The following is a 23,629-nucleotide window of genomic DNA, read 5'->3' as shown; positions in this document are numbered from 1 at the left end:
ACCTCCTTAACGTAAGATCGGCTCTAATTGAGCTCGGCAATGTTCACGCACGTAATCAAGTGCAACGTTTCCTTGTTTATCTTCCATGTCTTTATCGGCACCATAAGATAAAAGTTTTTCAACAAGGCTTGGATAACCTCCATAGGCAGCACGCATCAAAGCAGTACATCCGTTATTATCAAATAAATTTACATTTGCATTTCTTTCCAACAACATGGAAACAGTATCACGTTTAAAAGCGATACAAGCTTCCATCAAAGCTGTACGTCCAACTTCATCCTGTGCATTGATATCTGCTCCAGCATCCAGCAATACTTCAACACAACGATCCTGCCCTAATAAAGCAGCACGCATCAAAGCAGTACGTCCTCGATCATCTTTTGCATTCACATCAGCTCCTGCATCAAGTAAAGCTTTACAAATTGTTTTATTTCCTTTTTTGGCAGCTGCCATTAAAGCCGTTTTACCCTTATTATCCACCAAATTAACATCGGCTCCATTATCAATCAACAGCTGTACCACATCTTTTCTGTCCCTTTTTGATGCTCGCATCAAAGCTGTACGTCCATCTCCATTTTGATAGTTTACATCGGCTCCTGCCTTAATTTGACTTGCTGCCATCGCAAAATCGCCATTTGCACAAGCATCCCAGAAAACCTTGTTGAAATTTTGATCCATTTTAATCTCCTCCGTTCTTTATAGCGATCAAAAATATAAAAACTGGAACACGCAAACGTACCCCAGTTATAAATGTGGAAAAGAGTGGAATCTTGTTGAAACAGTTGGAACATTTTTCATCATTACCACTCCCTTCGTAAGTGCTTTCATTATATTAAATTTCTTACAAAAGGCAAATCAAGTACCAACTAAGACAGATTCAAAACCAATTAAGACATCATTGCTCCATCAACAGATAAAATAGTTCCTGTAATATAGCTTGCATTATCACTAGCAAGGAAAACAAAAGCGGATGCAATATCTTCTGGTTCCCCAATTCGTTTTAATGGAATTGCATTGATCATAGGTTCGATCATTTCTTTAGGAAGCTGTTTTACCATATCTGTATTAATAATTCCTGGAGCTACCGCATTAACGCGAATACCATATTTACCAAGTTCTCTAGCTAATGATTTAGTTAAGCCATTGATCGCAAATTTACTTACTGGATATGCTACGCCAGCTGACTGTCCATATAAAGACACCATAGAACTTGTATTTAAAATGACACCATGATTTTGCTCTTTCATGATAGTTGCAGCTGCATGTGTCGTAATATATACTGCACGCAAATTTAAATTCATGATCTTATCAAAACGGTCTACATCATAATCTAAAAATGATGCCGAATCCGAAAGACCAGCATTATTAATCAGCACATCAATCGTTCCATATTTTTCTTTAATTTGGGTAAAATCTTCATTTACAAGCTTTTCATCATTTAAATTGATCCATCTTCCTTCTACATTATCATAATTCAAGTTTTTTAAAGCATTTGTAACGGTTTCTTCTTTTGAGCCATAAAACACCACTTGATAACCTTCTTTTAAAAAGGCTTTCACACTTGCAAATCCGATACCTCTCGTACCGCCAGTTATGATACATACTTTTTTTGTCATACGTATTACCTCCTACTTTTATTATGGACACAGATCCATAAAAAAGCGAATGATATGCCTAGAAAAAAAGGCTGATAGTTCAGCCTATTTATTTTCTTCTAATTCAATATGTCTTAAGATGATCGTAGTGATCAATTCTGCAGCAAGCTTAGGATCATCATTGCATACGATATACTTATATTGAGGAATCATCTTCATTTCCTGGGCCGCTTTGGCAAGACGCTGTTGAACGATTTCCTCAGCTTCCGTTTTTCTTCCACGAATTCGTTTTTCCAGCTCTTCCATTGATGGAGGTATGATAAAAATGCTTAAGGCATCTGGACATTTTTCCTGAACTTGTGTTGCTCCCTGAACTTCGATTTCAAGAATAACATTCTTGCCTTCATTTCTTAATTTTTCAACTTCTTTTAATGGTGTTCCATAGTAGTTTCCAACAAATTCTGCATACTCCAATAATTCACCATTTTTAATTGCGTTTTCGAAATCTTGTCGTGAAGTAAAGAAATAATCTTTCCCGTCGATTTCACCATTTCGTGGTTCACGTGTTGTCATAGATGTTGAATAGGCGAGATTTAATCGCTCATCATTTTCAAAATAACGACGAACTGTACCCTTTCCTACTCCACTTGGACCACTGAGAATAATCAATAACCCTTTTTTCATAAACTCTCCTTTTTATACATTGTACAAGTCATCACTTCGACTGTCAAAGACTTTATGATACAATTGGACTATAAAGGAGAGATTTTATGGCAATCGATGGATTACTTTTACATACTTTAACAAATAAACTCAATCAATTAACACCTTGTAAGATTGGAAAAATGCAAAACGTATCGGATGAAGAAATACTCTTTCATATCCATCCACGCAAAGCAAAGGCTCAACGCCTAGTTATCAACGTTCATTCCAACACCAGTCGTGTTTACATCTCTAAGAGTTTAAGGAATACACAACCAAGCCCTTCTAACTTTGTTATGGTGCTTCGAAAACAATGTTCACAAGCTATTATTACAAATATTGAACAAATTGGATTTGATCGCATCGTTCGTTTTGATATTGAAGCAAGAAATGAATTTCAAGATATATCTCATCTAAAGTTATATGCTGAATTAATGGGCAAATACGCCAATCTAGTTTTGGTTGATGAAAAAGATATCATTATTGATGCTTTAAAGCGCATTCCCGTGTTTGAAAATTCAAAACGCTTAGTTCATCCTGGAGCAAAATACACCCTACCACCACAACCTCTTAAACAAGATCCTAGACACATTCAATCATTGGATCTTGATCAAAGTCTTGTGGATCAGGTTTATGGCTTTTCTCCTTTGTTATCAAAAGAGTTTATCTACCGTTTACACAAAAACGAAAAGTTCGAAGACATTTTAGAAGAAATATTTCAATCCAATCAACTCTATGTTTATGATAAAGATTTTCATTGTATTGAATTAAAACATCTTGAAAAAATACCTAAAGTCTATGATTTTATGGATGGACTTGATCATTTATTTATCGAAAAAGAACAGAAACAACGAATCAAGGAGCAATGTGGTGATGTTTTTAAAACAGTTGATAAAGAACTCGCAAAATTAAAGAAAAAATTGCCGAAATTGGAAGAAAGCCTTCATGAATCTCAAGATTATATGAAATACAAAGAGTATGGAGATCTGCTCTTTGCGTATCAATCGCAGATCAAAAAAGAAAAAATCATTCGTCTTGAAAGCTTTGAAACAGGTAAAATGATAGAAATTCCACTTGATATGCGTTTTGATATCAAGGATAACGCCAATAAATTTTATCAAAAATATCATAAACTAAAACGTGGAGAAATCATTCTACAAGAACAAATCGTACAGTGTAGAAAAGAAATTGAATACTTTGAACAGTTGCAGCAGCAATTGAAATTCTGCTCTGTAGAAGATGCTCTGGAGATTCGAGAAGAACTCATCAAACAACGGGTATTGATGCCAAAGAAGATCAATCATAGACAGAAGAAGAAAAAAGAACCAAATATTTTAAAGCTCGTATTACCAAATGCAGAAATCTATGTTGGCAAAAATAACATTCAAAACAATTACATTACGCATCATCTTTCCCGTAAACAAGATATGTGGTTTCATGTCAAAGATTACCACGGAAGTCATGTATTGATAAAAACTGATGAATTAAATGAAGAATTGATACGTATGTGTGCAAATTTAGCTGCTTATTATTCAAAAGGAAAAGAATCAAGCAGTGTTCCTGTTGATTACTGCCCTATTTCTCAAATCAAAAAAGTACCCGGCTCTAAAATTGGCTTTGTGACAATGAAATCATACAAAACAATTTATATCGATCCAGATCCTAGGCAGATTGAAGAATGGATCCATACATATGCAAAAAAGGGATAGCCAAGCTATCCCTTGATTTTTATCGTATTTCCATCTGGACCAGGTGTACTTGCAAGATAATCGACAATTTCTTTTTTCTTGTCATCTTTACAAGGTTTGCAGGCAATATGATCCATTTCACCAGATACCAAAGCTTCTGCCATACCTGAACAGCCTGGATATCCACAACCACCACAGTTATAACCAGGCAGCATTCCCGTTACAGTGTCAACACGCTCATCTGTTTCTACTTTTAAATACTTATCAGCAACTCCAAGGCCTAAGCCCAAGACTGCCCCTAAAACTAACATCATTAAAATTGCATATAACATAAAGCTTAATCCTTTCTAGAATTATGCGCTGGATTATTCGTACAAGCATAATCCTTACAGCCTTCACAGTCGGCTTTTAAATTTTCACACCCCTCTGGAAGTGGGGTTTTTTTGTTCATTAAATAAAGCACGATATAAATTGTCACTAAAAGGGCAAAAAATAAGATTGCTAAAACGATTTTCATTAAACGATTCCTGCCAATCCACTAAACGCCATAGACATAATAGCTGCAACGATCAATGCGATTGGATTTCCAATAAATGGTTTAGGTACATCACAAAGATCTAAACGTTCACGAATCGTAGAGAAAATATACAATACCAAAGCAAAACCCAATGGCGTGCCAAATGAATATATAAGCATTTGAGCAAAATCATAATGATTAGAAATATTAACCAAACATACATTCAATACAACACAGTTTGTAGTGATCAAAGGTAGATAAACACCAAGTGATTTATACAAAGATGGACTTGTTTTCTTGATAAACATTTCCGTTAACTGTACCAAAGATGCGATAACAAGAATGAACGTAATCAAATCCATGAATTCTAATCCTAGTGGTACCAATACAAGATAATACAAACCATATGTTACAATTGCAGCCACGACAATAACGAACATGACCGCAACGCCCATACCGATTGCTGAACTGCGTTTCTTAGAAACACCCATGAATGGGCACATTCCTAAAAACTGATTTAAGATAACATTATTGATCAAAACACTCGTAACCAATAAAGTAACTAACTCACCCATACTACTTTACCTCCTTAGCTGCCGCTTTTTGATCAGCATGTTTTTTATAAACACTTACAAGGGCCGCTAATATCGCAAATGTAACGAAAGCTCCTACAGGTGAACTAAACATACTGATTACATAATCATCTGGAAGGATACGAATATTAAACAGTACCTGCGTTTCATCAAATGGATTCACTAAATTAATCATACCAGTTGATAAAACTTCACGAATCAAAGACATAGATGTAACAGCTAGAGTATATCCTAGACCCATTCCTAAACCATCTAATGCTGAATCCAAAACACCGTGTTTGCTGGCAAATGCTTCAGCACGTCCTAAGATGATACAGTTTACAACGATCAAAGGAATGAACACACCTAAGCTTGTATTAAGTGCAGGTGCATAAGCCTCGATCAACATTTGAATGATCTTAACAAGAGTTGCGATAATAACGATATAGACAGGGATACGAATCTCTTCAGGTGTAATATTTCTTACTAATGAAATGATCACATTGGACATGATCAATACACAGATTACGGCAACACCCATACCCAAACCGTTGTTTACGCTTGTAGTAATAGCTAAGGTCGAACAAATACCAAGATAAAGAGAAAATACTGGATTATCTTTTAATAAGCCATTTTTAAAATTCTGAAACCTATTCATAATCAAGTCCCTCCTTACTTAAGCTCATCAACATATGTTGATGCCTCGTTGATTGCATCGACAACTGGTTGCGAAGAAACGGTCGCTCCAGAAATCGTATCTAATTCTTCTTCTGAGCTCTTTTGCAAAAGACTGTTTTTAAAATCATCTTCCAAGACTTTAGAACCTAATCCTTTTGTATCCCCGTTGCTCATAGCTAAAAAGTTATCAATGATTTTATCGTTGCTGTTGATAGAAACCAGGAATGTAGTACCATCTTTATAGCCACTTACTTTCATATTAAAGATAAATAAGTCATTATATTTATAAACTTTTTGAACTGTTGTAGACTCTGATTTAAATTCTACTTCTTCAAAATCAGATTCTGATGCATCTGGATACATCTGCAATAAAGCTGCTTTTTCAGTTTTCTCATTGTTTGCAGCGATGACAGGAGCTGTCATTTCATTGGCAAAAGCCAAAGCTCCGCCTGCTATAGCTGATACAACAGCTAGAAAAACACCTAGTTTTAAGATCTTGTTCATAGAGAAACCTCCTCTTGAACGTGTTCAACCGGCACGTTATCTACAACCATTGAAGTTGCTTCGCTTTCAATTTTTGTTACTGGTTCAATTGAACTTGCTGCATAGAATGAAACACCTAATCCAACGATCGCTATACAGATAAAACCAGTCCATACTTTCTTTTTGATTTCTAGCTGTTTTCCATCTAAAGCATTTTCAATCATTGGTGTAAATAAGTTCATCAATAAAATTGAATATAGACAACCTTCTGGAAGATTGGCTTTTAAACGAATCAATACAGTTAGTACAGCTGCTCCTAAAGCAAAGATCACTCTTCCTCCAGCACTCGTTGGACTTGTTACTGGATCGGTTAACATGAATACTCCACCAAAGATCACACCACCTGTTAACAGATGTAACACTGGATACCAGATAAATCCAGGTATACCATGATAAGATTCGATTCCAGTTAATAGAGCAACAATTGCCGTTAAGACAAAGATACCTCCAAGATATGTAACAGGAACTCGCCAGTCAATCACTTGACGGAATGCAAGATAAATACCAACCAAGATAATCGCAATAGAGAATGTTTCACCAATAGCACCAGGATACGTTCCAAGAGCTAAGCCCATGAACCCTCCAAACTGCTCCAAGAAAGTATCTAAAACAGAACTTGTAGCTGGTAACCAGTTATATGTAGAAGCTATTACAGTCGTTGGTGTAGCGCTTGTAACTAAATCTGTCGTTGCTCCCATAAATGAAGCAAAGATGATAGCTCTACCTACTGCTGCCGGATTAAAAATGTTATTACCAAACCCGCCAAACAACAATTTACCAAGTACGATACAACAAGCTGTTGCGATGATCAATGCATATGGTGTCATTGAAATTGGAACCATCATCGTCAAGATAATAGATGTTACCCAGCCAAAAGATGTCTTGATATAATCCAATGGTTTTTTCTTTGTACATAACGCAAAAATAGCTTCACAAACTAAAGTTGTAATCAATGAACTTGCTAGAAGAATGATTGCCTGCATCGCATAATTCATTCCGTATGAAGTTCCGTAATATATACAAGATATAACGAAGATGACCATTAAGCCACCGGTCAATTCCCACATGATACGCTGTGTTGAAAAACGATCTTTTATATTGGGACTTACATGAAAAGTAAACTTCATAATCTAAGCCTCCTACTTCTTTTTCTTCATGGCTACGATTCGCTTAGCTTTACGAACATTTTCTGTTACATCAATTTTTGATGGACAGATATAGGTACATAGACCACATTCGATACAGCTGCTGGCTCCACGTTTTGCCATCTCGTCTACATCGTTTGCCTTTAATGCCTGTGAAATACGAACTGGCTGCAAACCACTTGGACAATGGTCACTGCATCGACCACATCGTAAACACGCAATCGCATCAACCGGCTTATCTGGAAGCACAGTAATCGCATTCATTGCTCGATCAACGACAAACATATCATTTACGATCGTTTTACCCATCATTGGCCCACCGGCAATCAAACGAACATTCTCACTTGTATAACCGCCACAAGCTTCAATGATTTCACTTACGGGCATACCAACACAAACTTTAACATTTGTTGGTTTCTTAACGCCTTCCCCACTTACGGTCAAGCATTTTTCATAAATCGCATCTCCATCTTCAAAAGCATGGGCAATCGCAATTGCTGTACTGGCATTTCCTACAATTGCACCTGCTTCTGCTGGTAATGCGTTGTATTCTTTATGTAAAACTTCACGCACCAAAACACGCTCCCATCCCATTGGATATACATCTGGAACTGGTTTTACTTCGATTCCTTGTGCATCATGCAATTCGGATTGAACTTTTTCTATTAAATCCGGATGACTCTTTTTGATACAAATATAGACTTTGTCAGTATTTGCCATTTTCTTCATGATCTTACAACCCGTGATCAAAGAAGAACAATCTTCCATAACAGCTCGATAATCAGCTGTGATGTAAGGTTCGCATTCGACCGCATTGATCAAAACACAGTCAATGCCTTCTGGTTTTGAATACTTTACATAAGCAGGAAACCCTGCTCCACCAAGTCCAACGATCCCAGCATTTTTCACAAACTCGACACATTCTTCTCTAGAAGCACTTTTATAATCGAGAGGTTTAAAAGCTTGGATCTTTTCTTGTTTTCCATCACATTCAATTACCATGTGATTTTGTGGACGTAATGAATTATGCATTCGTTTGACGATCCCTTTATACGTTCCAGATACACTGGAATAAATTGGAACACAGAACCCAGCTTTTGTACATGCTAGTTTTGTCCCAACTTTGACGGCATCACCTTCCTGAACAAAGATCTCAAAGTCTGTGTTTGCTCCAGCTACCAAAGGAATATAAACTTCCTTTTTAGGCTGAAGTTCCATTAAAGGTACACTTTCTGTAAGTTCTTTTTTCCCCGGGATATGATGTCTCATAGGTCCTAAAAATAGTGACATATGCTACCTTCCTCCTAAGTAAACTCATCTATAATTCTAGTCTTATTTTTCGTTCTTTACAACCCTTTTCGTATTCACAAACACACAATTTTCACATATAATATTACTCATGAAAAAGGTATCAAAAATCAAACAATGGCTCTTGTTGTCCTGCTGTTTTTTGTTTCTTATAGTATGTATTACTTCATACATATCAAATCGAGAAAATAGTTCTTCCAAAACTCAAAACATCACATTAACAGATGTAGGTTTTGACACTTCCATTGATTTTCAGGCGACATGTTCTCCTTCTGAATTTGATCAATATGTAACGATCGTTCGTGATACTTTCACAAAATATAATCAGTTATTTGATCAATACAACAGCTATGAAGGAATCAACAACGTCTATACTCTAAACAATGAAGCAGCCGACTCCTATGTTCAAGTTGATGACGATTTAATCGAATGTATACAACAAGCACAAAAGGTCTATAGTTTAAGTTCACAATTTGATATTACACAAGGAGCTGTACTTTCTTTATGGCATGATGCTCGAGAAGAAAGTATTGTATTAAACGATGAAGGAAAAGATGGTATTTTACCAGATGCTTCTGCGATCCAAGAAGCGATGCAGCATACCGGCTTTGATAAATTGGAAATAAAAAACAATACGATCCATTATCTAGATCCAGAATTAAAATTAGATTTAGGTGGAATTGCCAAAGGGTATACAGCTCAAAAATGCAAAGAGATTTTGAATGAAAATGGACTAGTAAACGGATTTATCAATGCTGGAGGAAATGTTGTCCTGCTCTCAGAGAAAAGCGATGGATGGCGAATTGGTATTCGAAACCCTGATCAACAATCCAGCCTGGTACGATATACCACAACTAAAGATAAAGCTATCGTAACAAGTGGAGATTATCAAAGATATTATGAAATAAGCGATCAAAGATACACCCATATCATTGATCCACAAACCGGTTATCCATCAAACTATGTACGAAGCGTCACGATCATATGTAATGATTCTACCCTTGCAGATGGTTTAAGCACAGCCTTATTTAATATGAGTTATGAAGATGGAGCTAATTTTATTTCTTCTTTACAAGATACCTATGATATCGGTGTCATTTGGATCCTAGATAAAGAAAAAGCCATCACATCCGATATCGAATGTAATGACTTTATTATTAAAACAACAGATAATATCCGTAAGGATGTCACTCTTTCAAACTAGCCTTGTGCTAGTTTTTTATATATTTTGAAATGAAGTGCTTTTCCATATAATCTGCCCAGCCATCTTCATCACATGTCTTATCTGTTATGATATCTGCAGCTGCTTTGGTATCTTCGCTTCCATTTAACAAGCAGACACCAAGACCACTGATTTTTAACATATCATTATCATTGCTCGTATCTCCAAAGGCAGCAACTTCTTCTAAATCAATATCATGCATTGAACAGAATGATCTTAACGCATATCCTTTTGAAACACGTTTGTCACAAAATTCAATTAAATTAGGTTGAGTCTTAAAACCAATATAATGTTCAGATGGATGATTTTTTATCCATTCTTCTACTTGAGGCATTTTAGATTCCTCTATACGAAACATGATCTTTGCGTTGTCTTTCAGATACATAGAAGCCATATCATGAGTCACAATCGTTTTCAATCCTGAAAAAGTAGATGCCTGGCGCGAAAAGTCATCTTCAAAAACAAAGATTTGCGCATTGTTTGTATAGATGGATGGATGCGCATCAAATGGTTTCATCAATTCGATCGTTTCTTTGATCCACTCTTTTTTCATCCTAAAGTATTCATATTGTTTTTGTGTCAAAGAATCTTTTAATGAAGAGCCATTCAATCCAATTAAAACATCAAAATCATCATACCCCCACCCTTTGATCGTTTCTTTGATTTGAAATATTGGTCTACCGGATGCTATACCAAAATATATACCATTTTGTTGAAGTAGATTAATGACTTTTTTGGCTCTTGATGTTAATTTTTTATGTTTTACAACAATCGTTCCATCTATATCACATATCACAAGTTTACATGTCTTCATATGCATCACCTGTCATTATATTAACAAAAAAAATATGCAAGATAAACTAGTTATCTTTGCATAATTCAACATATTCAGGATACTTTTTAGAGAGCGCAACAATAAATTGTCTACGATCTTTTTCAATATGATTTTCATAGACAAATAACAACAGCCCGCTACATAAACCTACTGTAACCAAAAAGGCAAAAATACCTGCTGTCTTATCTTCGATCATAAATAAAGTAGTTAATGTCAAAATGATTACGATTACAAAAACTAAAATCGCAACAGGTATAAACTTCTTTTTTCTGATTCGGTATGAATTCATGATTGTTTCACACAAAAAAAGAATTTGTTCATCACTATATAAGCCATTCTCGATATTATGAATTTCGTTTTTAGGTAAACCTGGATTCCAAAGATATTTAAAGCGCATATGATCTCCTTACAAAGATTATACACGAAACACAAAAAAAACTGCAACCACTATAGGCTGCAGTAAAGAGATTTATTTTGTTAAAACATCATGACAACGATCACAAAGACCATCTTCATGTTCAGCTTCTGTATAGTTCCAGCAACGTGGGCAAACATGTCCATTTGCTTTTTCTACTTGAACTTGACAGCTTTCATATTGAGTTAGTTCATTGTCTGTGAATGTTACTTTAGAAACGATCAACCACTGAGCTGGTTTATCTAGAATCTTATCGATCACAGCTTTTGTATCTGCATCTACATGGATCAATACATGCGCTTCCAAAGATTTACCAATTAACTGATTTGCACGAGCTTCTTCAAGTGCTTTAAATACATCCTTACGAACAGCGAATAAAACATTCATTTCTTCGCGAAGTTTTTCTGTATCAAAATCTAAATCTAACTTTTTAAAGCTTTCTAAATGAATAGATGTTTCATTAAACTTCATGAAACTATTGATTTCTTCAGTCGTATGACAAAGAATTGGAGCCCATAATTTTGCCAAGACTTCTACAGCTGTATAAAGTACAGTCTGTACTTCACGACGTGCACGATCATCCGTTTTTTCAATGTAAAGAATATCTTTTGTATAATCTAGATAATATGCAGATAACTCATTGGTCATCATAGTGGATAATGTAGTCACAATATCACCAAAACGATATTCATTGTAAGCTGGAATACATTCATCAACCATATCGTTTAAACGAACCAGCATATATTTGTTTAAATCAGAAAGTTCATTGAATGGTAAACAATCTTCTTTCGTGAATGTATTGTCATCTAAATTTGCCATCAAGAAACGGAATGTATTACGAACTTTACGATAGTTCTCTGATACTTGTTTCAAGATGTTTTGACCCATGGAGCAGTCTGCCTGATAATCGACACTACATGCCCATAGACGTAAGATGTCAGCTCCATATTTCTTCGTAATTTCACTTGGAGCAACCGCATTCCACTGTGATTTTGACATCTTAACTCCCTTTTCATCCATGACAAATCCATGTGATAAAACTTGTTTATAAGGAGCTTTACCATAAACTGCAGTTCCTACGATCAAACTAGAATTGAACCAACCGCGATATTGGTCAGAACCTTCAAAATATAAATCTGCAGGATATCCTAAACCACGCTTTAACATAGCAGGTGTATGGCTGGAACCTGAATCAAACCATACATCCATCGTATCTACTTCTTTTCTAAAGATACCGTTTGGAGAATGTTCACTTGTATACCCCTCAGGAAGAAGATCTTTGGCTTCTCTTTCAAACCATACATTTGATCCATATTCTCTAAACAAGTCAGAAACATGATCAAAAATTGCTTCATCCATCAATGGAGTATCATCTTCACCATAAATAATAGGAATTGGAACACCCCATGCACGCTGTCTTGAGATACACCAGTCTGTACGATCTGCAATCATGTTATGCATACGCTGTTCACCCCAAGATGGCACCCATTTAATGGAATGAATTTCATTTAATAATTCATCGCGAATCTTATCAATAGAAGCAAACCACTGAGTCGTTGCTCTAAAGATGATTGGTTTTTTAGTACGCCAGTCATGTGGATATGCGTGAGTAATAAATGTTAGGTTCAATAAAGCGCCTAATTCATCTAATTTCATCGTTACGGTTTTATTCGCATCAAGTACATATTGTCCTTCAAGCCATTCCCCACATGAAGCCATCATTTTTCCTTGTTCATCGACATTACAGTATACTGGTAAGCCATATTTTGCACCAATATAGAAGTCATCAGCACCAAATGCAGGAGCTGTATGAACGCAACCAGTACCAGCATCCGCTGTAACATAGTCTGCCAACATTAATAAGCTTTCACGTTCAGGATACAAAGGATGAGTACAAGTAATATATTCAAATTCCTTACCCTTGAATGTTTTGATTACTTCATATTCTTTACATTCAAATTTTGGACATAATGTTTCAACTAATTCTTCCAACATGACCAATTTACCCTTATCGGTATTTACCAATGCATAAGTAAATTGAGGATGAACCGCAATTCCTAGGTTAGCCGGAATTGTCCATGGAGTTGTCGTCCAGATGACAAAATATGTATCTGTATCAAGCACTCCTTTTCCATCTTTAACCTGGAATTTTACATAAATTGTCGGTGATTTGATATCTTTATATTCAACTTCAGCTTCCGCTAATGCTGATTCGCTGCTTGGTGACCAATAAACTGGTTTTAATCCTTTATAGATCAATCCTTTCATTGCCATTTTCCCAAAAATCTTGATTTGTTCAGCTTCAAAATCTTTTGTCAGTGTAATATAAGGATGATCATAATCGCCAATAGAACCCAAAGATAAGAATCCTTGTTTTTGTTTTTCAACCTGCTCCATAGCATAGTCATAACAAATTTTTCTAAATTCAGCTAAAGGCATCTTTTTGCGATCATAACCTAATTTTGTAACAGCTGTTTCAATAGGAAGACCATGAGTATCCCAACCAGGAATATATGGAATCTTATATCCTTCCATATAATGAGAACGGTTGATAACGTCTTTTAAGATTTTGTTTAAAGCATGTCCTAAATGAATATCCCCATTGGCATATGGAGGACCATCATGAAGGATAAAAGGTTTAGCGTCTTCTCTTTGTTCCAACATTTTTTCAAATAAATGATTTTCTTGCCATGATTTTTGGATTCCAGGTTCTTTCTTTGGCAAATTACCACGCATTTCAAAACGTGTTTTAGGCATGTGTAGTGTTTCTTTGTAATCCATTTTTACTCTCCTTTTCCATAAAAAAAACGTCCTCTCTAAGGACGTTAATAACGCGGTACCACCTTAGTTCACAAATCAAACGATTTGTGCCCTTAAACAAGTTTATAACGGTGCTTAACCGGATTTTTTTACTATTAGTTCAAAAAATCAGCTAAGAAGTGATACCAGAAAATCTATCTATATATCTTTTTCACCAATACAAGATACTCTCTAAAAAGAATCGAAATTCTGACGCGTCTTCTATAATTGCTTAGATAAACTTATCAAATCGAAGTAATAGACGTCCCTTTTTCGTTACAGTTTTTATTTCTTTAAACTGAAAACGTCCACATCTTCGGATTGAAACAAAATCATTATTGCATAATTGTCGATTTTCTTCAAGTACGACATCATTAAGTTTTACAAAACCACGACGCAGCATCATTGTCGCTTCACTTCTTGATACATGTGCTAAGCTGGATATAATCGCATCCAGACGCAATGAAGATGCATTCACCAGTATTTCCTCGGTCAATTTAGAAGTAATCGTAATATTATCTAGTATTTCAAAAGAAACAGGACAATTTGCGATTCGATTCGTATTTTGCATGATATATTCAGCCATCTTCTCTTTGACAAAAATAATGATGCGATCCTCTTCAACGATCAAATCTCCCAGCATTTCTCTTTCGATACCTAAATTCATTAAAGCTCCAAGAACATCTTTATGAGAAACCTTGCGAAATCTTAGATCGACCTTAGAAACAAGGATCGTTATTCCATATTCAAAATCTGTTTCATAAGAAGAAAAACAAGCGACTTTTCTTTGTGCATTTTCATATCCACCATATAGTGAATACATTATTTTTTTACCAGCTAATTTTTGTACGATTTCTTGTTGAACAGGCGTTAAAAAAGAGGTCTGAACCATTTGATATCGTTTCTGGCATGATCGTATTTGATCCTGTATTTGCGATATAAATAATTCATGACCTTTTTCGTTAAAATTCATTTATTGACTATTCTTCATCAAAATCGTCAGGATTTCCTAAATTGATCTGTCCTTGAACACCAATCTGAGCTGGAGAACATAAGATCACATTCTGACCAATTTTTTGAATTTTTCCGTCTAAAGCAAAAACAACACCTGTTAAAAAGTCAATTGTACGCTGTGCATAATCTCTGTCAAGTTTATGCAAATTAACAACAACAGCACGACCTTCTTTTAATCGCTGTCCTACTTCTTCTGCCTCAGTAAAACTTCTTGGTTCAAATAATACCATTTTAGTATTTGCACTCAAAGTTGATGCATTAGTACGACTTTTTGGCCTTTCATAGCGACTTTGAGTTTCCACAGGTTCTTCTACAACTGGCTGCACTTTTTCAGTTGCTTCATAACCTTCATCTTCGTCTTCAATTGGAGCAACAAAGTCTTTAACTTTATCCATAAATCCCATGGGAAAAACCTCCTTACTGCCATTAATTATATCACAATCCATTCATATGAAAAGGCAAAACACAAAAAAAACCTTTTTTTCTAATTGGAATTTGTACGTATAAATACTTTTTGTATTTAACAATAAAGAATTGGACAATTAAATTGAATTCCTTATAATCTAATTTGTATAGAAAGGAATTCGAATATGGTCAAAATTATATTTTTTGATATTGATGGAACATTGATTGATATTGATGCCGATGATATGAGCGACAAAACAAAATATGCTCTACAAAAACTCAAAGAAAACAAAATTTTAATTTTTGCGGCTACTGGAAGGCCTTATTATATCGTACCTAAATTTGATGGTATCGAATTTGATGGCTTTTTGACTTTTAATGGACAATTGTGTCTTTACAACGATGAGATCATTTATGAAAATCACTTAGATCCTCAAGATGTCAAAAAAGTCATACAAAACGCATCCGAAATAGATAAAGCTTGCATGGCAGCTTCCGATACATTAATGGGTGCCAACTTCTATGATAAAAAACTTGATGATTATATGTTGATTGCCGATCCTAATGGAGCCAAAGTCTTACAAAACTTTGATGAACTGATCAAAGAGAATATCTACCAAATGATGGTTGCAGCTACAAAAGATCAAGAGCCAATGATCTTAAAAGATCTAAATCACACAACTTGTACACGATGGCATCCTGATGCAATGGACATCATACCAGCCACTGGTGGTAAAGGTATTGGAACCAAAAAAATCTTGGAGTATTTTGGTTTTTCCGCAGATGAATCTATGGCATTTGGCGATGGCGGTAACGATAAAGATATGTTGGAAACTGTTGGATGTGGTATTGCCATGGGAAATGCTGTAGAAAGCGTAAAACAAGTTGCCAACTATGTCACAAAACCAGTGAGCGAAGATGGTGTATACTGGGCTTTAAAACATTTTAATCTTATCTAACAAAGGGCAAAGGTGATTTGCCCTTTATTTATATCTGTTTCCATGCATACTACGTTAACACTTTGACCAATCTGATATCGATTCCCTGTCATTTGCGCTTGTAATGACATTGTATCTTCATCAAATTCATAGAAATCATCATATAGTGATCGGATAGGAACCAAGCCTTCGATCGTATTCTCCAATTCAACGAAGAATCCAAAGCTCTGCACACCAACAATTGTTCCTTTAAATCGCTTTCCAATTCTAGAAGACATATAAAGAGCTTTTTCGTAATCATCGACTTTACGTTCTATCGCAATCGCATCTCTTTCTTTTGAAGATACATGCAAACTTTGTTCCTGAATGATTTCCATATCATATCGTGGATCTTTTTTACACTCCTCAAAACAGTATTTTCTTAACATACGGTGAACGATAAGATCCGAATATCGGCGAATTGGTGATGTGAAATGGCAATATTCCGATAAAGCCAATCCATAATGACCAATACATTTTTCATCATAACGGGCTTTTTGCATTGTTCTTAAAGCTACAATTGAAAGAATTTCTTTATTTGCTGGATCTTTCACTTGTTCTAATAACAACTGAATATCCTTGGCTTGAATATGCTCTGGATCAAAATTAATTTCTTCGTGTAAGATATCCGCAATAGAGCATAAAGAATAAACCTTTTTTGGATCTGGGTCTTCATGCACACGATACATGCAAGGCAAGCTATGTGAATGTAAATAATTAGCCACACATACATTAGCTAAAATCATGCATTCTTCAATCATCTGCTCCGCAAATCCTCTGCTTTTCAATTGTACATCAACAGGTTTGCCGTTTTTATTTAATATAATTTTGGCTTCTTTTGAATTAAAATCAATACATCCTCTTTCCATGGATCTTTCTTGTAAACTTCTTGCGCATTTTTCTAATCGTAATAAAAGATCTTTTACATTGTCGTATTCAGCTAAAACACTTGGATCATTTTCAAGCAATGCATTCACTTTCGCATACGTGCAGCGTTGATCCGAATGTATCAGACTTGGAACAATGGTATACGATGTGCATTTTCCTTCTGTATCAATATGCATTTTACAAGTTAGCGTACATCGATCTACATTTGGATTTAATGAACAGATTCCATTCGACAATTCAAATGGAAGCATTGGTACAACTCGATCAGCTAAATAAATGCTTGTTGAGCGTAAATAAGCTTCTTTATCTATCGCACTATTTTTCTTTACATAATGACTTACATCAGCAATATGAACATATAAGATATAGCCCTGTTCATCCTCTTCAATAGAAATCGCATCATCAAAATCTCTTGCATCATCCCCATCGATCGTTACAGTTTTTAACATTCGATAATCAACACGATTCATTCTATCCTTTTCTGTAACAACTTGATCCAGTTTTTTAACTTCCTTTTTAATATGCTCATTGAAATTTATTCGTACATTATTTTCATATAACATCGCATCGATATCGACACCTTTTTCATGTTCTTTTCCTAATACGGCTGAAATTTTCGTTTCTAAAGGATCTTTGTACTTTATAATATCCAGCACAGCTTTTGTACGATGCTCAATCTTAAAATCTTTTTTATTACGGATGATGATTGGTCGATGAAAATCAACATCACTATAAAAGATCAATTCATTTCTTCGACGATAAAATGTACCGGTAATTTTTTTGATGCCATGTGAAAAGACATGAATGATCTTGTTCTGTTTTTCCTTTTCCAGTACAAGCACTTCATCTTTTTCGAAAACATTTCGGCTGTTTCTTTTATCAACGCGAATCTTGCGATCTGCACAATTGACTAAAAACTCAAAACGAGAAATATCTTTTACGCTCCCTATAAACATACAGGATGGATCGATATATTGATATATATGATGATCATTAAAAATCAACTTTTCTTCCTCCATCTCGTTTAAAGAACGTATCATATTTGTAAAGTCTTTACTTGTTCTTGGTTTACAAGCTTTTTCGATTTCTTTTAGGGTTGCTTGTTGATGAATTTTTAAATAGTCTAGAATTTGATTTTTCATAAAAAACCTCCTTTCCAAAAAAAAAAGAGCTTAATGCCCTTTTTTAAACGATCTGCAAAGCAATGACCAACGCAAAGAATACGATACCGCAAACCAAAGTCATACGGCTAATAAACTTTTCTGGTCCACGTTCTTTTGTTACCGCAAACAAGTTCAAATCACCACTTCCGGTAAATGCAGCAGATAAACCATCTGATTTACCACTCTGCAAAAGAACTAAAATAATAATTACAGCACTTAGGCACATTAATATAACATTCAAAATATCTTCCATTTTGTTCACTCTTTCTACGTTTCTAGATTGTATCATTATTATGATCAAAAATCAATGCTGGTAATTCCATCAAATGATCAATTACATATGTCGGGTGAATATTGAGTCGTTTGATATCCTCTTTTGTATGAACGCCAGTCTGTACAAATACAGTTTCAATATTCGCATTTTGTCCGAGTTTTATATCTGTTTCTAAGTTATCTCCAACAAGAAGAATATCATTACGATCCAATTCAAAATGATCCAGACATAAATCTAAAATAGGGGTTGCCGGTTTTCCAATATCAGGACTTATTTGATTTGAAGCGTATTCAAACATCTTGACAATACTTCCATTTCCTATTTCAAATCCTTTTGGGCTTGCCAGGATACGATCTTTATTTGTACCTATTAACTTGGCACCTTTCAACAGATACGCCAAATATTGAGAATATTCCTGATAAGTCGCTTCTTTATTCAATCCAACAAAGACAGCCTGCGGATGCTTTGGATCATATTCTATGGAAGACAGTTCCATTGCTTCCTTTAATCCATCTTTGCCTAAATACACTGCTCTTTTGATAGAATACTGTTTTTTTGCGTATGCACAGGCAGCCATGGCACTATTAAAAAACTGTTCACTCGAAATTCCTGAGTATCCCATGTCTAACATATGCTTCACGTTTTGTGCGCGTGTACGCATTGCGTTATTCGTTAAGAAGATAAAAGGAATCTTATTTTCAAGACAATAATCAATAAATTCTTTAGCACTTTGTATGATTTGAGAACCACGATACATTGTGCCATCCAGATCTAAAACAACCGTTTTCATTTCAACCTCCAAAAAAAGAAAGTCTAGTCGACTTTCTTTAGATCCATATAAGGAATATCTGTAGGTGTTTCACGTCCGAATAAAATCAATAAAACAGTTGCCTCTTTCTTGTCATCATCCATTTTTTCAACTGTTCCTTCACTATTTTTAAATGCACCATTCAAGATTTCTACAGTATCTCCAACCTCAAAATCAACCTGAACAGACATATCCTGACGCCCTAAGCGACGTAAAACAGAATCAATTTCTTCCTGTGATACAGGGAATGGTTTAGCCCCTTTACCACTAGAGCCAATAAATCCTGTAACACCTGGCGTGTTACGAACTACATACCATGCTTCATCTGTCATGATCATTTGTACAAGTACATAACCAGAGAATAGATTTTTAGTTTTTTCAACAGGTTTACCGTTCTTATATTCAATTTCTTTTTCTTCCGCTACAACGATCTGAAACAATGAATCTTCTAAACCCATCGTTTTTACACGACGTTCAAGGTTTTCTTTAACACGATTTTCCTGTCCAGCATAGGTATTAACTACATACCATTCTTTCTTCAATTCAGCCATGTTTTCCTCCTAAATTAAGCTTTAACAATAAAATTGATCAAACCAGAAGCCACCAATTCACAAATAAAGAAATAAACTCCAAATAATACAGTGAAAAGAATGACCATTCCACTTGTAGACATCAATTCTTTAAAAGTTGGCCATTTAACTGTTTTCAGTTCTCTGATTACACCAGCTGGTGAATAAACTCGATCTTTTTTTTCTTTTGCCATGATATCCCTCACTTCGTTTCCTTATGCAAAGTGTGTTTTTTACACTTTGGGCAGTATTTTTTTATTTCAAGACGCTGCAAATGCGTCTTTTTATTTTTTTCAGTTACATAGTTCCTAGATAAACATTCAGTACATGTAAGGATTACTTTGTCAGCCATAATCTTACCTCCCTTTTGTAACTAATAAAATGTAACATCAAATCAAGCATTCTGTCAATCCGATAAAATATACTTTTTCATTTTATTTATGCGATAACGAATACTTCTTACATTCATTTGAAGTTTTTCCGCAATAAATGCTGTACTAAAACCCTCCTGTTTTAATTCTAATATTTTTAGATCAAGCTCTGTAAACACGTTTTTCGCATCTGTTAATTTTTCCTCTACCTCAAGATGTAACATGACTTCTTCATGTACTGATTCGTTGCTTTGCGAAATCGCATTATTTAAATCTAAGTATTTTGAATCTTCTTTGACATAGTGATAGATTGGAAGCATTTTATACGAAATGGTTCTTTCACGTGAATAGCTTCGAACAACATTAACAACCATATTGTATAAGGAACGACGATAAAACGAAGTAAATGAACCATTGTATCCATAACGAAAATGTTCAAGGCATTTCACAAGAAGATAGTCTGCACGACTTAGAACATCTTTATAGATGGCCGTTCTATTATCTTGAAAATCACATTTTTCCTGTAATATTTTAATGACCATAGGTCGATAAAATTCAATGATTTCTTTTAGTGCATATTCATCTTTTTGATAGTAGTTATAAATTAATTCATTAACATTTTCTTTCTTCATGTTTCGCCTTTACTCTCTACAAATACGTAAATCATCGATCAGAGAATATCTGGTACAGTAAAACAGCACACGCTACACTAGCATTTAACGATGTGATCGTACCTACCATCGGCAATGAAACCATATAGTCACACTGTTTTTTTACCAAAGGTGATATTCCCTTCCCCTCTGATCCAATGACGAGGACCAAAGGCACATCATAGATACCTTCACGGTAATCGCGGGCATTGTCCATGTCACTACCAACGACCCAGTATCCTTCTTTTTTTAGATTCCGTAACGTTTGCGAAAGATTAGTAACGATGCTGACAGGAACAGTATATGCTGCACCTGTGCTGGCTTTAATAGCAGTTGGAGTTAAAGGAGAACTATTATGCTTAGTAATAAAGACACCTTGAACACCTGTACAGTCACAAGTTCTTAAAATGGCTCCTAAATTATGTGGATCTTGAATGCCGTCCAAAGCTACAAACAACCCTGGAGTTTTGGCCTTCTTTAGTAATTCTTCATAAGAATATGTCTTTATATCTTGTGTCTCACATATGATTCCCTGATGATGCGGATTCCCTGCTTTTTTATCCATCTGAGCGCGATTTAAAAACGTATAAGGAAGTTTTAGAGCTTGAACTCTCTGCAAGATCCTTTTGTCTTTAAGATCTTTTAAAAGATAAATCTGTTCAATTAAATCTGCATCTTTTTCAATCATGGTAAAAACATTTTTTCCATATACGATCATAGTTTGTCTCCATATTCTATTACTTTATCTAAAAGTTGTTCAAGTCGATCTTGATGTTCATATAAATATAAATATCCAATCAAAGCCTCCAATGCGGTTGCTTCTAGATAAGTTTTCCCATCCGCATTCTTTGCCTTAGAGTGAATTGTAGCATTTCTTCCTCTTTGAAGGATTTCACATTCCACTTCGTTAAAAAAATTTTCTTCACGAAGCGTTGATAAGATACAAGCCTGTCCTTTTGCACTACAAATACGTGCACTCTTCTTTTGTAGAATATCAGCTTTTCGATACCCTTTTTTTAAAATGTGTTCTCGCACCTTAAGTGTCATAATCGCATCACCAATCCAGGCAAGACTTGTCGCATTCTCAGTAACGATTTCCATTATAGAATTCCTTTGTCCTGCAGGATAGTTCTATATTCATCAGCTTTTGCGAAATCTTTTTCCTTTTTAGCATCCTGCCATTTCTGATACGTTGCTTTATCTGCATCACTTAATGTAATATGATCTAATTTAATACCAAGAACATACATCATTTTTTCTAGAGCATTTACCAAAGAAGCTACTTTATTTTCATCAATTTCTCTTACACGCAAAGATTGATTGAGAATTTTGACTGTTTCAAATACCTGCGCTATGGCATTTGGTGTATTTAGATCATCGTTGATCTCATCAATGAACTTTGTCCATAGATCTTCATCATAAGAATCAACATTCTTAAAATTGACAAGCTGTAATTTTACAATAGCTTGTTTATAAGCAGATTGAATTTTTGTTAATTCCTTTTTAGCTGTATCAATTGTTTCATCAGATAAGTTCAATGGAGCTCTGTAATGAGCAGAAATCAAGACCCAGCGAATCGTATTACCTCCATGATGCGCAATTAGATCTTTTGCCCATAGCTTGCTCTTTTGTTCTTCCGTCATAGTAGACTTAGAAACTTTAGCGCCATCAATATTGATCATACCATTGTGTACCCACATGTTGGCAAGATGTGTATGATTACATACTTCACATTGGGCAACTTCATTTTCATGATGCGGGAATTTTAGATCCAATCCTCCACCATGAATATCGATCAACGGTTTCTTAAATACATTTTGTATCATGACTACACATTCAGTATGCCAACCAGGTCGTCCTTTTGACCAAGGTGAATCCCATTTGATTCCTTTTTCAGTAACTTTCCATAAAGTAAAATCTAATGGATTTTCCTTTTTTGTATTTTCATCAATACGTGCTCCAACCATCAAATCTTCCATTTTTTGATGTGATAATTCACCATACTTCGGATCACTGCTTACACGGAAATAAACATCTCCATCTACAACATATGCAGATCCATTTTTAACCATTTTATCAATAAATTCAATGATCTGATCCATCGTTTCAGTCACTCTAGGTGCTACATCTGGAAGATCAGCATTCAAGTTATTTCTAACTTCATTATACGCCTCAATATATTTATCAGTAATCTCTTTTTCTGAGACATTGTTTTCAATAGCCGCATTGATGATCTTGTCATCTACATCCGTGTAATTAGAAACAAATGTAACATCCAATCCTTGAGCACTTAAAGCTTTCTTTAATGTATCAAAGACCGCAATAGGTCGAGCATTTCCGATATGAGGATAATTGTAAACCGTAGGTCCACATACATACATGGATACCTTTCCCGGTTCAATTGGTTTTAATTCTTCAAGTTGCAGCGAATAACTATTATATAATTTCATAATGGGCTCCCTTCATATAGTGTAAAAAAGCATAAGTAAAT

At 35.0% G+C, this 23,629-nt stretch carries 28 protein-coding genes and 1 other annotated feature; of the genes, 3 read left to right on the top strand and 25 right to left on the bottom strand.

The annotated features are described in order from the left end of the window. Positions 1-6: 6 nt before the first annotated feature. The 3 genes from HMPREF0367_RS06345 to gmk all read right to left on the bottom strand — a co-directional run bounded on the left by HMPREF0367_RS06345 (position 7) and on the right by gmk (position 2,279). The gene (locus HMPREF0367_RS06345) at positions 7-678 is read right to left on the bottom strand and encodes an ankyrin repeat domain-containing protein (RefSeq protein WP_015535215.1); all 672 of its coding nucleotides are present in this window, start codon (positions 676-678) and stop codon (positions 7-9) included. A gap of 209 nt (positions 679-887) precedes the next feature. Beyond that, complete coding sequence (locus HMPREF0367_RS06340; protein ID WP_187365571.1) at positions 888-1,616, bottom strand: SDR family NAD(P)-dependent oxidoreductase; 729 nt, start codon at positions 1,614-1,616, stop codon at positions 888-890. 84 nt (positions 1,617-1,700) lie between these two features. Next, the gene (gene gmk, locus HMPREF0367_RS06335; protein WP_022355936.1) at positions 1,701-2,279 is read right to left on the bottom strand and encodes a guanylate kinase; all 579 of its coding nucleotides are present in this window, start codon (positions 2,277-2,279) and stop codon (positions 1,701-1,703) included. An 86-nt stretch (positions 2,280-2,365) separates the two neighbouring features. Here gmk and HMPREF0367_RS06330 point away from each other — a divergent pair, with 86 nt between their 5' ends. After that, positions 2,366-4,006 carry an Rqc2 family fibronectin-binding protein gene (locus HMPREF0367_RS06330; RefSeq protein ID WP_035402356.1) on the top strand — a complete coding sequence of 547 codons (1,641 nt, stop codon included), beginning with the start codon at positions 2,366-2,368 and terminating at the stop codon, positions 4,004-4,006. Between the two features lie 5 nt (positions 4,007-4,011). On the opposite strand, the gene HMPREF0367_RS06325 is transcribed toward HMPREF0367_RS06330, so the two are convergent. Genes HMPREF0367_RS06325 through HMPREF0367_RS06295 form a run of 7 tightly spaced genes read right to left on the bottom strand, consistent with a single transcriptional unit; the run spans position 4,012 to position 8,730 of the window. Then, positions 4,012-4,317 (bottom strand): (Fe-S)-binding protein, encoded by a 306-nt coding sequence (locus tag HMPREF0367_RS06325; RefSeq protein WP_015535216.1) that lies wholly within the window; start codon positions 4,315-4,317, stop codon positions 4,012-4,014. 5 nt (positions 4,318-4,322) lie between these two features. Next, entirely contained in the window at positions 4,323-4,502 is a 180-nt protein-coding gene (locus HMPREF0367_RS06320) for a hypothetical protein (RefSeq protein ID WP_022355938.1), read from the bottom strand. Beyond that, a complete protein-coding gene (locus HMPREF0367_RS06315; protein WP_022355939.1) occupies positions 4,502-5,077 on the bottom strand; it encodes an electron transport complex protein RnfA in 576 nt (191 codons plus the stop codon). The genes HMPREF0367_RS06320 and HMPREF0367_RS06315 overlap by 1 nt, the downstream gene beginning before the upstream one ends. Position 5,078: 1 nt before the next feature. After that, complete coding sequence (gene rsxE, locus HMPREF0367_RS06310; protein ID WP_035402353.1) at positions 5,079-5,732, bottom strand: electron transport complex subunit RsxE; 654 nt, start codon at positions 5,730-5,732, stop codon at positions 5,079-5,081. 14 nt (positions 5,733-5,746) lie between these two features. Then, on the bottom strand, positions 5,747-6,256 hold the full coding sequence (locus HMPREF0367_RS06305; protein ID WP_022355940.1) for an RnfABCDGE type electron transport complex subunit G: 510 nt from the start codon (positions 6,254-6,256) through the stop codon (positions 5,747-5,749). Further along, positions 6,253-7,422 carry an RnfABCDGE type electron transport complex subunit D gene (locus HMPREF0367_RS06300; RefSeq protein ID WP_035402351.1) on the bottom strand — a complete coding sequence of 390 codons (1,170 nt, stop codon included), beginning with the start codon at positions 7,420-7,422 and terminating at the stop codon, positions 6,253-6,255. The genes HMPREF0367_RS06305 and HMPREF0367_RS06300 overlap by 4 nt, the downstream gene beginning before the upstream one ends. A 12-nt stretch (positions 7,423-7,434) precedes the next feature. Beyond that, positions 7,435-8,730: an RnfABCDGE type electron transport complex subunit C gene (locus HMPREF0367_RS06295; RefSeq protein ID WP_022355942.1), complete on the bottom strand. Its 1,296-nt coding sequence runs from the start codon at positions 8,728-8,730 to the stop codon at positions 7,435-7,437. Positions 8,731-8,839: 109 nt separating this feature from the next. On the opposite strand from HMPREF0367_RS06295, the gene HMPREF0367_RS06290 reads away from it, so the two are divergent. Next, complete coding sequence (locus tag HMPREF0367_RS06290; RefSeq protein ID WP_035402349.1) at positions 8,840-9,952, top strand: FAD:protein FMN transferase; 1,113 nt, start codon at positions 8,840-8,842, stop codon at positions 9,950-9,952. 7 nt (positions 9,953-9,959) lie between these two features. On the opposite strand, the gene HMPREF0367_RS06285 is transcribed toward HMPREF0367_RS06290, so the two are convergent. From HMPREF0367_RS06285 to HMPREF0367_RS06265, 5 genes are all read right to left on the bottom strand, one after another. Beyond that, positions 9,960-10,784: a Cof-type HAD-IIB family hydrolase gene (locus tag HMPREF0367_RS06285; RefSeq protein WP_035402347.1), complete on the bottom strand. Its 825-nt coding sequence runs from the start codon at positions 10,782-10,784 to the stop codon at positions 9,960-9,962. Between the two features lie 46 nt (positions 10,785-10,830). Continuing rightward, a complete protein-coding gene (locus HMPREF0367_RS06280) occupies positions 10,831-11,202 on the bottom strand; it encodes a hypothetical protein (RefSeq protein ID WP_035402346.1) in 372 nt (123 codons plus the stop codon). Between the two features lie 72 nt (positions 11,203-11,274). Beyond that, positions 11,275-14,001 (bottom strand): isoleucine--tRNA ligase, encoded by a 2,727-nt coding sequence (gene ileS, locus HMPREF0367_RS06275; RefSeq protein ID WP_035402345.1) that lies wholly within the window; start codon positions 13,999-14,001, stop codon positions 11,275-11,277. 34 nt (positions 14,002-14,035) lie between these two features. After that, positions 14,036-14,257 (bottom strand) — a binding site (T-box leader). Continuing rightward, on the bottom strand, positions 14,252-14,992 hold the full coding sequence (locus HMPREF0367_RS06270) for a YlmH family RNA-binding protein (RefSeq protein ID WP_035402343.1): 741 nt from the start codon (positions 14,990-14,992) through the stop codon (positions 14,252-14,254). It overlaps the preceding feature by 6 nt. Before the next feature lie 7 nt (positions 14,993-14,999). Next, entirely contained in the window at positions 15,000-15,437 is a 438-nt protein-coding gene (locus tag HMPREF0367_RS06265) for a cell division protein SepF (protein WP_035402341.1), read from the bottom strand. A gap of 186 nt (positions 15,438-15,623) precedes the next feature. On the opposite strand from HMPREF0367_RS06265, the gene HMPREF0367_RS06260 reads away from it, so the two are divergent. Beyond that, positions 15,624-16,397: a Cof-type HAD-IIB family hydrolase gene (locus HMPREF0367_RS06260; protein WP_035402339.1), complete on the top strand. Its 774-nt coding sequence runs from the start codon at positions 15,624-15,626 to the stop codon at positions 16,395-16,397. Here the strand turns inward: HMPREF0367_RS06260 and rnr are convergent. The 10 genes from rnr to cysS are packed head-to-tail and all read right to left on the bottom strand — an operon-like array spanning position 16,394 to position 23,588. Next, positions 16,394-18,445, bottom strand: a complete 2,052-nt coding sequence (gene rnr / locus HMPREF0367_RS06255) for a ribonuclease R (RefSeq protein ID WP_035402337.1) — start codon at positions 18,443-18,445, stop codon at positions 16,394-16,396. The two genes, HMPREF0367_RS06260 and rnr, sit on opposite strands and share 4 nt — an antisense overlap. A 43-nt stretch (positions 18,446-18,488) precedes the next feature. Then, on the bottom strand, positions 18,489-18,719 hold the full coding sequence (gene secG / locus HMPREF0367_RS06250) for a preprotein translocase subunit SecG (protein ID WP_022355951.1): 231 nt from the start codon (positions 18,717-18,719) through the stop codon (positions 18,489-18,491). A 22-nt stretch (positions 18,720-18,741) separates the two neighbouring features. After that, complete coding sequence (locus tag HMPREF0367_RS06245; protein ID WP_022355952.1) at positions 18,742-19,530, bottom strand: HAD-IIA family hydrolase; 789 nt, start codon at positions 19,528-19,530, stop codon at positions 18,742-18,744. Positions 19,531-19,553: 23 nt separating this feature from the next. Continuing rightward, on the bottom strand, positions 19,554-20,099 hold the full coding sequence (nusG, locus tag HMPREF0367_RS06240) for a transcription termination/antitermination protein NusG (protein WP_015535723.1): 546 nt from the start codon (positions 20,097-20,099) through the stop codon (positions 19,554-19,556). Between the two features lie 14 nt (positions 20,100-20,113). Beyond that, the gene (gene secE / locus HMPREF0367_RS06235) at positions 20,114-20,311 is read right to left on the bottom strand and encodes a preprotein translocase subunit SecE (RefSeq protein WP_035402335.1); all 198 of its coding nucleotides are present in this window, start codon (positions 20,309-20,311) and stop codon (positions 20,114-20,116) included. Positions 20,312-20,319: 8 nt separating this feature from the next. After that, positions 20,320-20,469: a 50S ribosomal protein L33 gene (rpmG, locus tag HMPREF0367_RS06230; protein ID WP_022355955.1), complete on the bottom strand. Its 150-nt coding sequence runs from the start codon at positions 20,467-20,469 to the stop codon at positions 20,320-20,322. A gap of 54 nt (positions 20,470-20,523) precedes the next feature. Then, the gene (locus HMPREF0367_RS06225) at positions 20,524-21,120 is read right to left on the bottom strand and encodes a hypothetical protein (protein ID WP_035402332.1); all 597 of its coding nucleotides are present in this window, start codon (positions 21,118-21,120) and stop codon (positions 20,524-20,526) included. 31 nt (positions 21,121-21,151) lie between these two features. Further along, positions 21,152-21,856 carry a 23S rRNA (guanosine(2251)-2'-O)-methyltransferase RlmB gene (rlmB, locus tag HMPREF0367_RS06220; RefSeq protein ID WP_035402330.1) on the bottom strand — a complete coding sequence of 235 codons (705 nt, stop codon included), beginning with the start codon at positions 21,854-21,856 and terminating at the stop codon, positions 21,152-21,154. Next, complete coding sequence (locus tag HMPREF0367_RS06215; protein ID WP_022355958.1) at positions 21,853-22,239, bottom strand: Mini-ribonuclease 3; 387 nt, start codon at positions 22,237-22,239, stop codon at positions 21,853-21,855. The genes rlmB and HMPREF0367_RS06215 overlap by 4 nt, the downstream gene beginning before the upstream one ends. After that, a complete protein-coding gene (gene cysS / locus HMPREF0367_RS06210) occupies positions 22,239-23,588 on the bottom strand; it encodes a cysteine--tRNA ligase (protein ID WP_035402328.1) in 1,350 nt (449 codons plus the stop codon). The genes HMPREF0367_RS06215 and cysS overlap by 1 nt, the downstream gene beginning before the upstream one ends. Positions 23,589-23,629 lie beyond the last annotated feature (41 nt).

It is taken from the genome of Faecalitalea cylindroides ATCC 27803 (assembly GCF_000469305.1).
GTDB lineage: Bacteria > Bacillota_I > Bacilli_A > Erysipelotrichales > Erysipelotrichaceae > Faecalitalea > Faecalitalea cylindroides.
Note: the sequence above shows the minus strand (reverse complement) of the source record. Positions and strands in the feature narration are given on the sequence as shown.

What these genes read in the sequence shown, in the direction of transcription:
- HMPREF0367_RS06345 (WP_015535215.1), bottom strand. Translation starts at nt 678, where the DNA reads ATGGATCAAAATTTCAACAAGGTTTTCTGGGATGCTTGTGCAAATGGC.
- HMPREF0367_RS06340 (WP_187365571.1), bottom strand. Translation starts at nt 1,616, where the DNA reads ATGACAAAAAAAGTATGTATCATAACTGGCGGTACGAGAGGTATCGGA.
- gmk (WP_022355936.1), bottom strand. Translation starts at nt 2,279, where the DNA reads ATGAAAAAAGGGTTATTGATTATTCTCAGTGGTCCAAGTGGAGTAGGA.
- HMPREF0367_RS06330 (WP_035402356.1), top strand. Translation starts at nt 2,366, where the DNA reads ATGGCAATCGATGGATTACTTTTACATACTTTAACAAATAAACTCAAT.
- HMPREF0367_RS06325 (WP_015535216.1), bottom strand. Translation starts at nt 4,317, where the DNA reads ATGTTATATGCAATTTTAATGATGTTAGTTTTAGGGGCAGTCTTGGGC.
- HMPREF0367_RS06320 (WP_022355938.1), bottom strand. Translation starts at nt 4,502, where the DNA reads ATGAAAATCGTTTTAGCAATCTTATTTTTTGCCCTTTTAGTGACAATT.
- HMPREF0367_RS06315 (WP_022355939.1), bottom strand. Translation starts at nt 5,077, where the DNA reads ATGGGTGAGTTAGTTACTTTATTGGTTACGAGTGTTTTGATCAATAAT.
- rsxE (WP_035402353.1), bottom strand. Translation starts at nt 5,732, where the DNA reads ATGAATAGGTTTCAGAATTTTAAAAATGGCTTATTAAAAGATAATCCA.
- HMPREF0367_RS06305 (WP_022355940.1), bottom strand. Translation starts at nt 6,256, where the DNA reads ATGAACAAGATCTTAAAACTAGGTGTTTTTCTAGCTGTTGTATCAGCT.
- HMPREF0367_RS06300 (WP_035402351.1), bottom strand. Translation starts at nt 7,422, where the DNA reads ATGAAGTTTACTTTTCATGTAAGTCCCAATATAAAAGATCGTTTTTCA.
- HMPREF0367_RS06295 (WP_022355942.1), bottom strand. Translation starts at nt 8,730, where the DNA reads ATGTCACTATTTTTAGGACCTATGAGACATCATATCCCGGGGAAAAAA.
- HMPREF0367_RS06290 (WP_035402349.1), top strand. Translation starts at nt 8,840, where the DNA reads ATGAAAAAGGTATCAAAAATCAAACAATGGCTCTTGTTGTCCTGCTGT.
- HMPREF0367_RS06285 (WP_035402347.1), bottom strand. Translation starts at nt 10,784, where the DNA reads ATGAAGACATGTAAACTTGTGATATGTGATATAGATGGAACGATTGTT.
- HMPREF0367_RS06280 (WP_035402346.1), bottom strand. Translation starts at nt 11,202, where the DNA reads ATGCGCTTTAAATATCTTTGGAATCCAGGTTTACCTAAAAACGAAATT.
- ileS (WP_035402345.1), bottom strand. Translation starts at nt 14,001, where the DNA reads ATGGATTACAAAGAAACACTACACATGCCTAAAACACGTTTTGAAATG.
- HMPREF0367_RS06270 (WP_035402343.1), bottom strand. Translation starts at nt 14,992, where the DNA reads ATGAATTTTAACGAAAAAGGTCATGAATTATTTATATCGCAAATACAG.
- HMPREF0367_RS06265 (WP_035402341.1), bottom strand. Translation starts at nt 15,437, where the DNA reads ATGGGATTTATGGATAAAGTTAAAGACTTTGTTGCTCCAATTGAAGAC.
- HMPREF0367_RS06260 (WP_035402339.1), top strand. Translation starts at nt 15,624, where the DNA reads ATGGTCAAAATTATATTTTTTGATATTGATGGAACATTGATTGATATT.
- rnr (WP_035402337.1), bottom strand. Translation starts at nt 18,445, where the DNA reads ATGAAAAATCAAATTCTAGACTATTTAAAAATTCATCAACAAGCAACC.
- secG (WP_022355951.1), bottom strand. Translation starts at nt 18,719, where the DNA reads ATGGAAGATATTTTGAATGTTATATTAATGTGCCTAAGTGCTGTAATT.
- HMPREF0367_RS06245 (WP_022355952.1), bottom strand. Translation starts at nt 19,530, where the DNA reads ATGAAAACGGTTGTTTTAGATCTGGATGGCACAATGTATCGTGGTTCT.
- nusG (WP_015535723.1), bottom strand. Translation starts at nt 20,099, where the DNA reads ATGGCTGAATTGAAGAAAGAATGGTATGTAGTTAATACCTATGCTGGA.
- secE (WP_035402335.1), bottom strand. Translation starts at nt 20,311, where the DNA reads ATGGCAAAAGAAAAAAAAGATCGAGTTTATTCACCAGCTGGTGTAATC.
- rpmG (WP_022355955.1), bottom strand. Translation starts at nt 20,469, where the DNA reads ATGGCTGACAAAGTAATCCTTACATGTACTGAATGTTTATCTAGGAAC.
- HMPREF0367_RS06225 (WP_035402332.1), bottom strand. Translation starts at nt 21,120, where the DNA reads ATGAAGAAAGAAAATGTTAATGAATTAATTTATAACTACTATCAAAAA.
- rlmB (WP_035402330.1), bottom strand. Translation starts at nt 21,856, where the DNA reads ATGATCGTATATGGAAAAAATGTTTTTACCATGATTGAAAAAGATGCA.
- HMPREF0367_RS06215 (WP_022355958.1), bottom strand. Translation starts at nt 22,239, where the DNA reads ATGGAAATCGTTACTGAGAATGCGACAAGTCTTGCCTGGATTGGTGAT.
- cysS (WP_035402328.1), bottom strand. Translation starts at nt 23,588, where the DNA reads ATGAAATTATATAATAGTTATTCGCTGCAACTTGAAGAATTAAAACCA.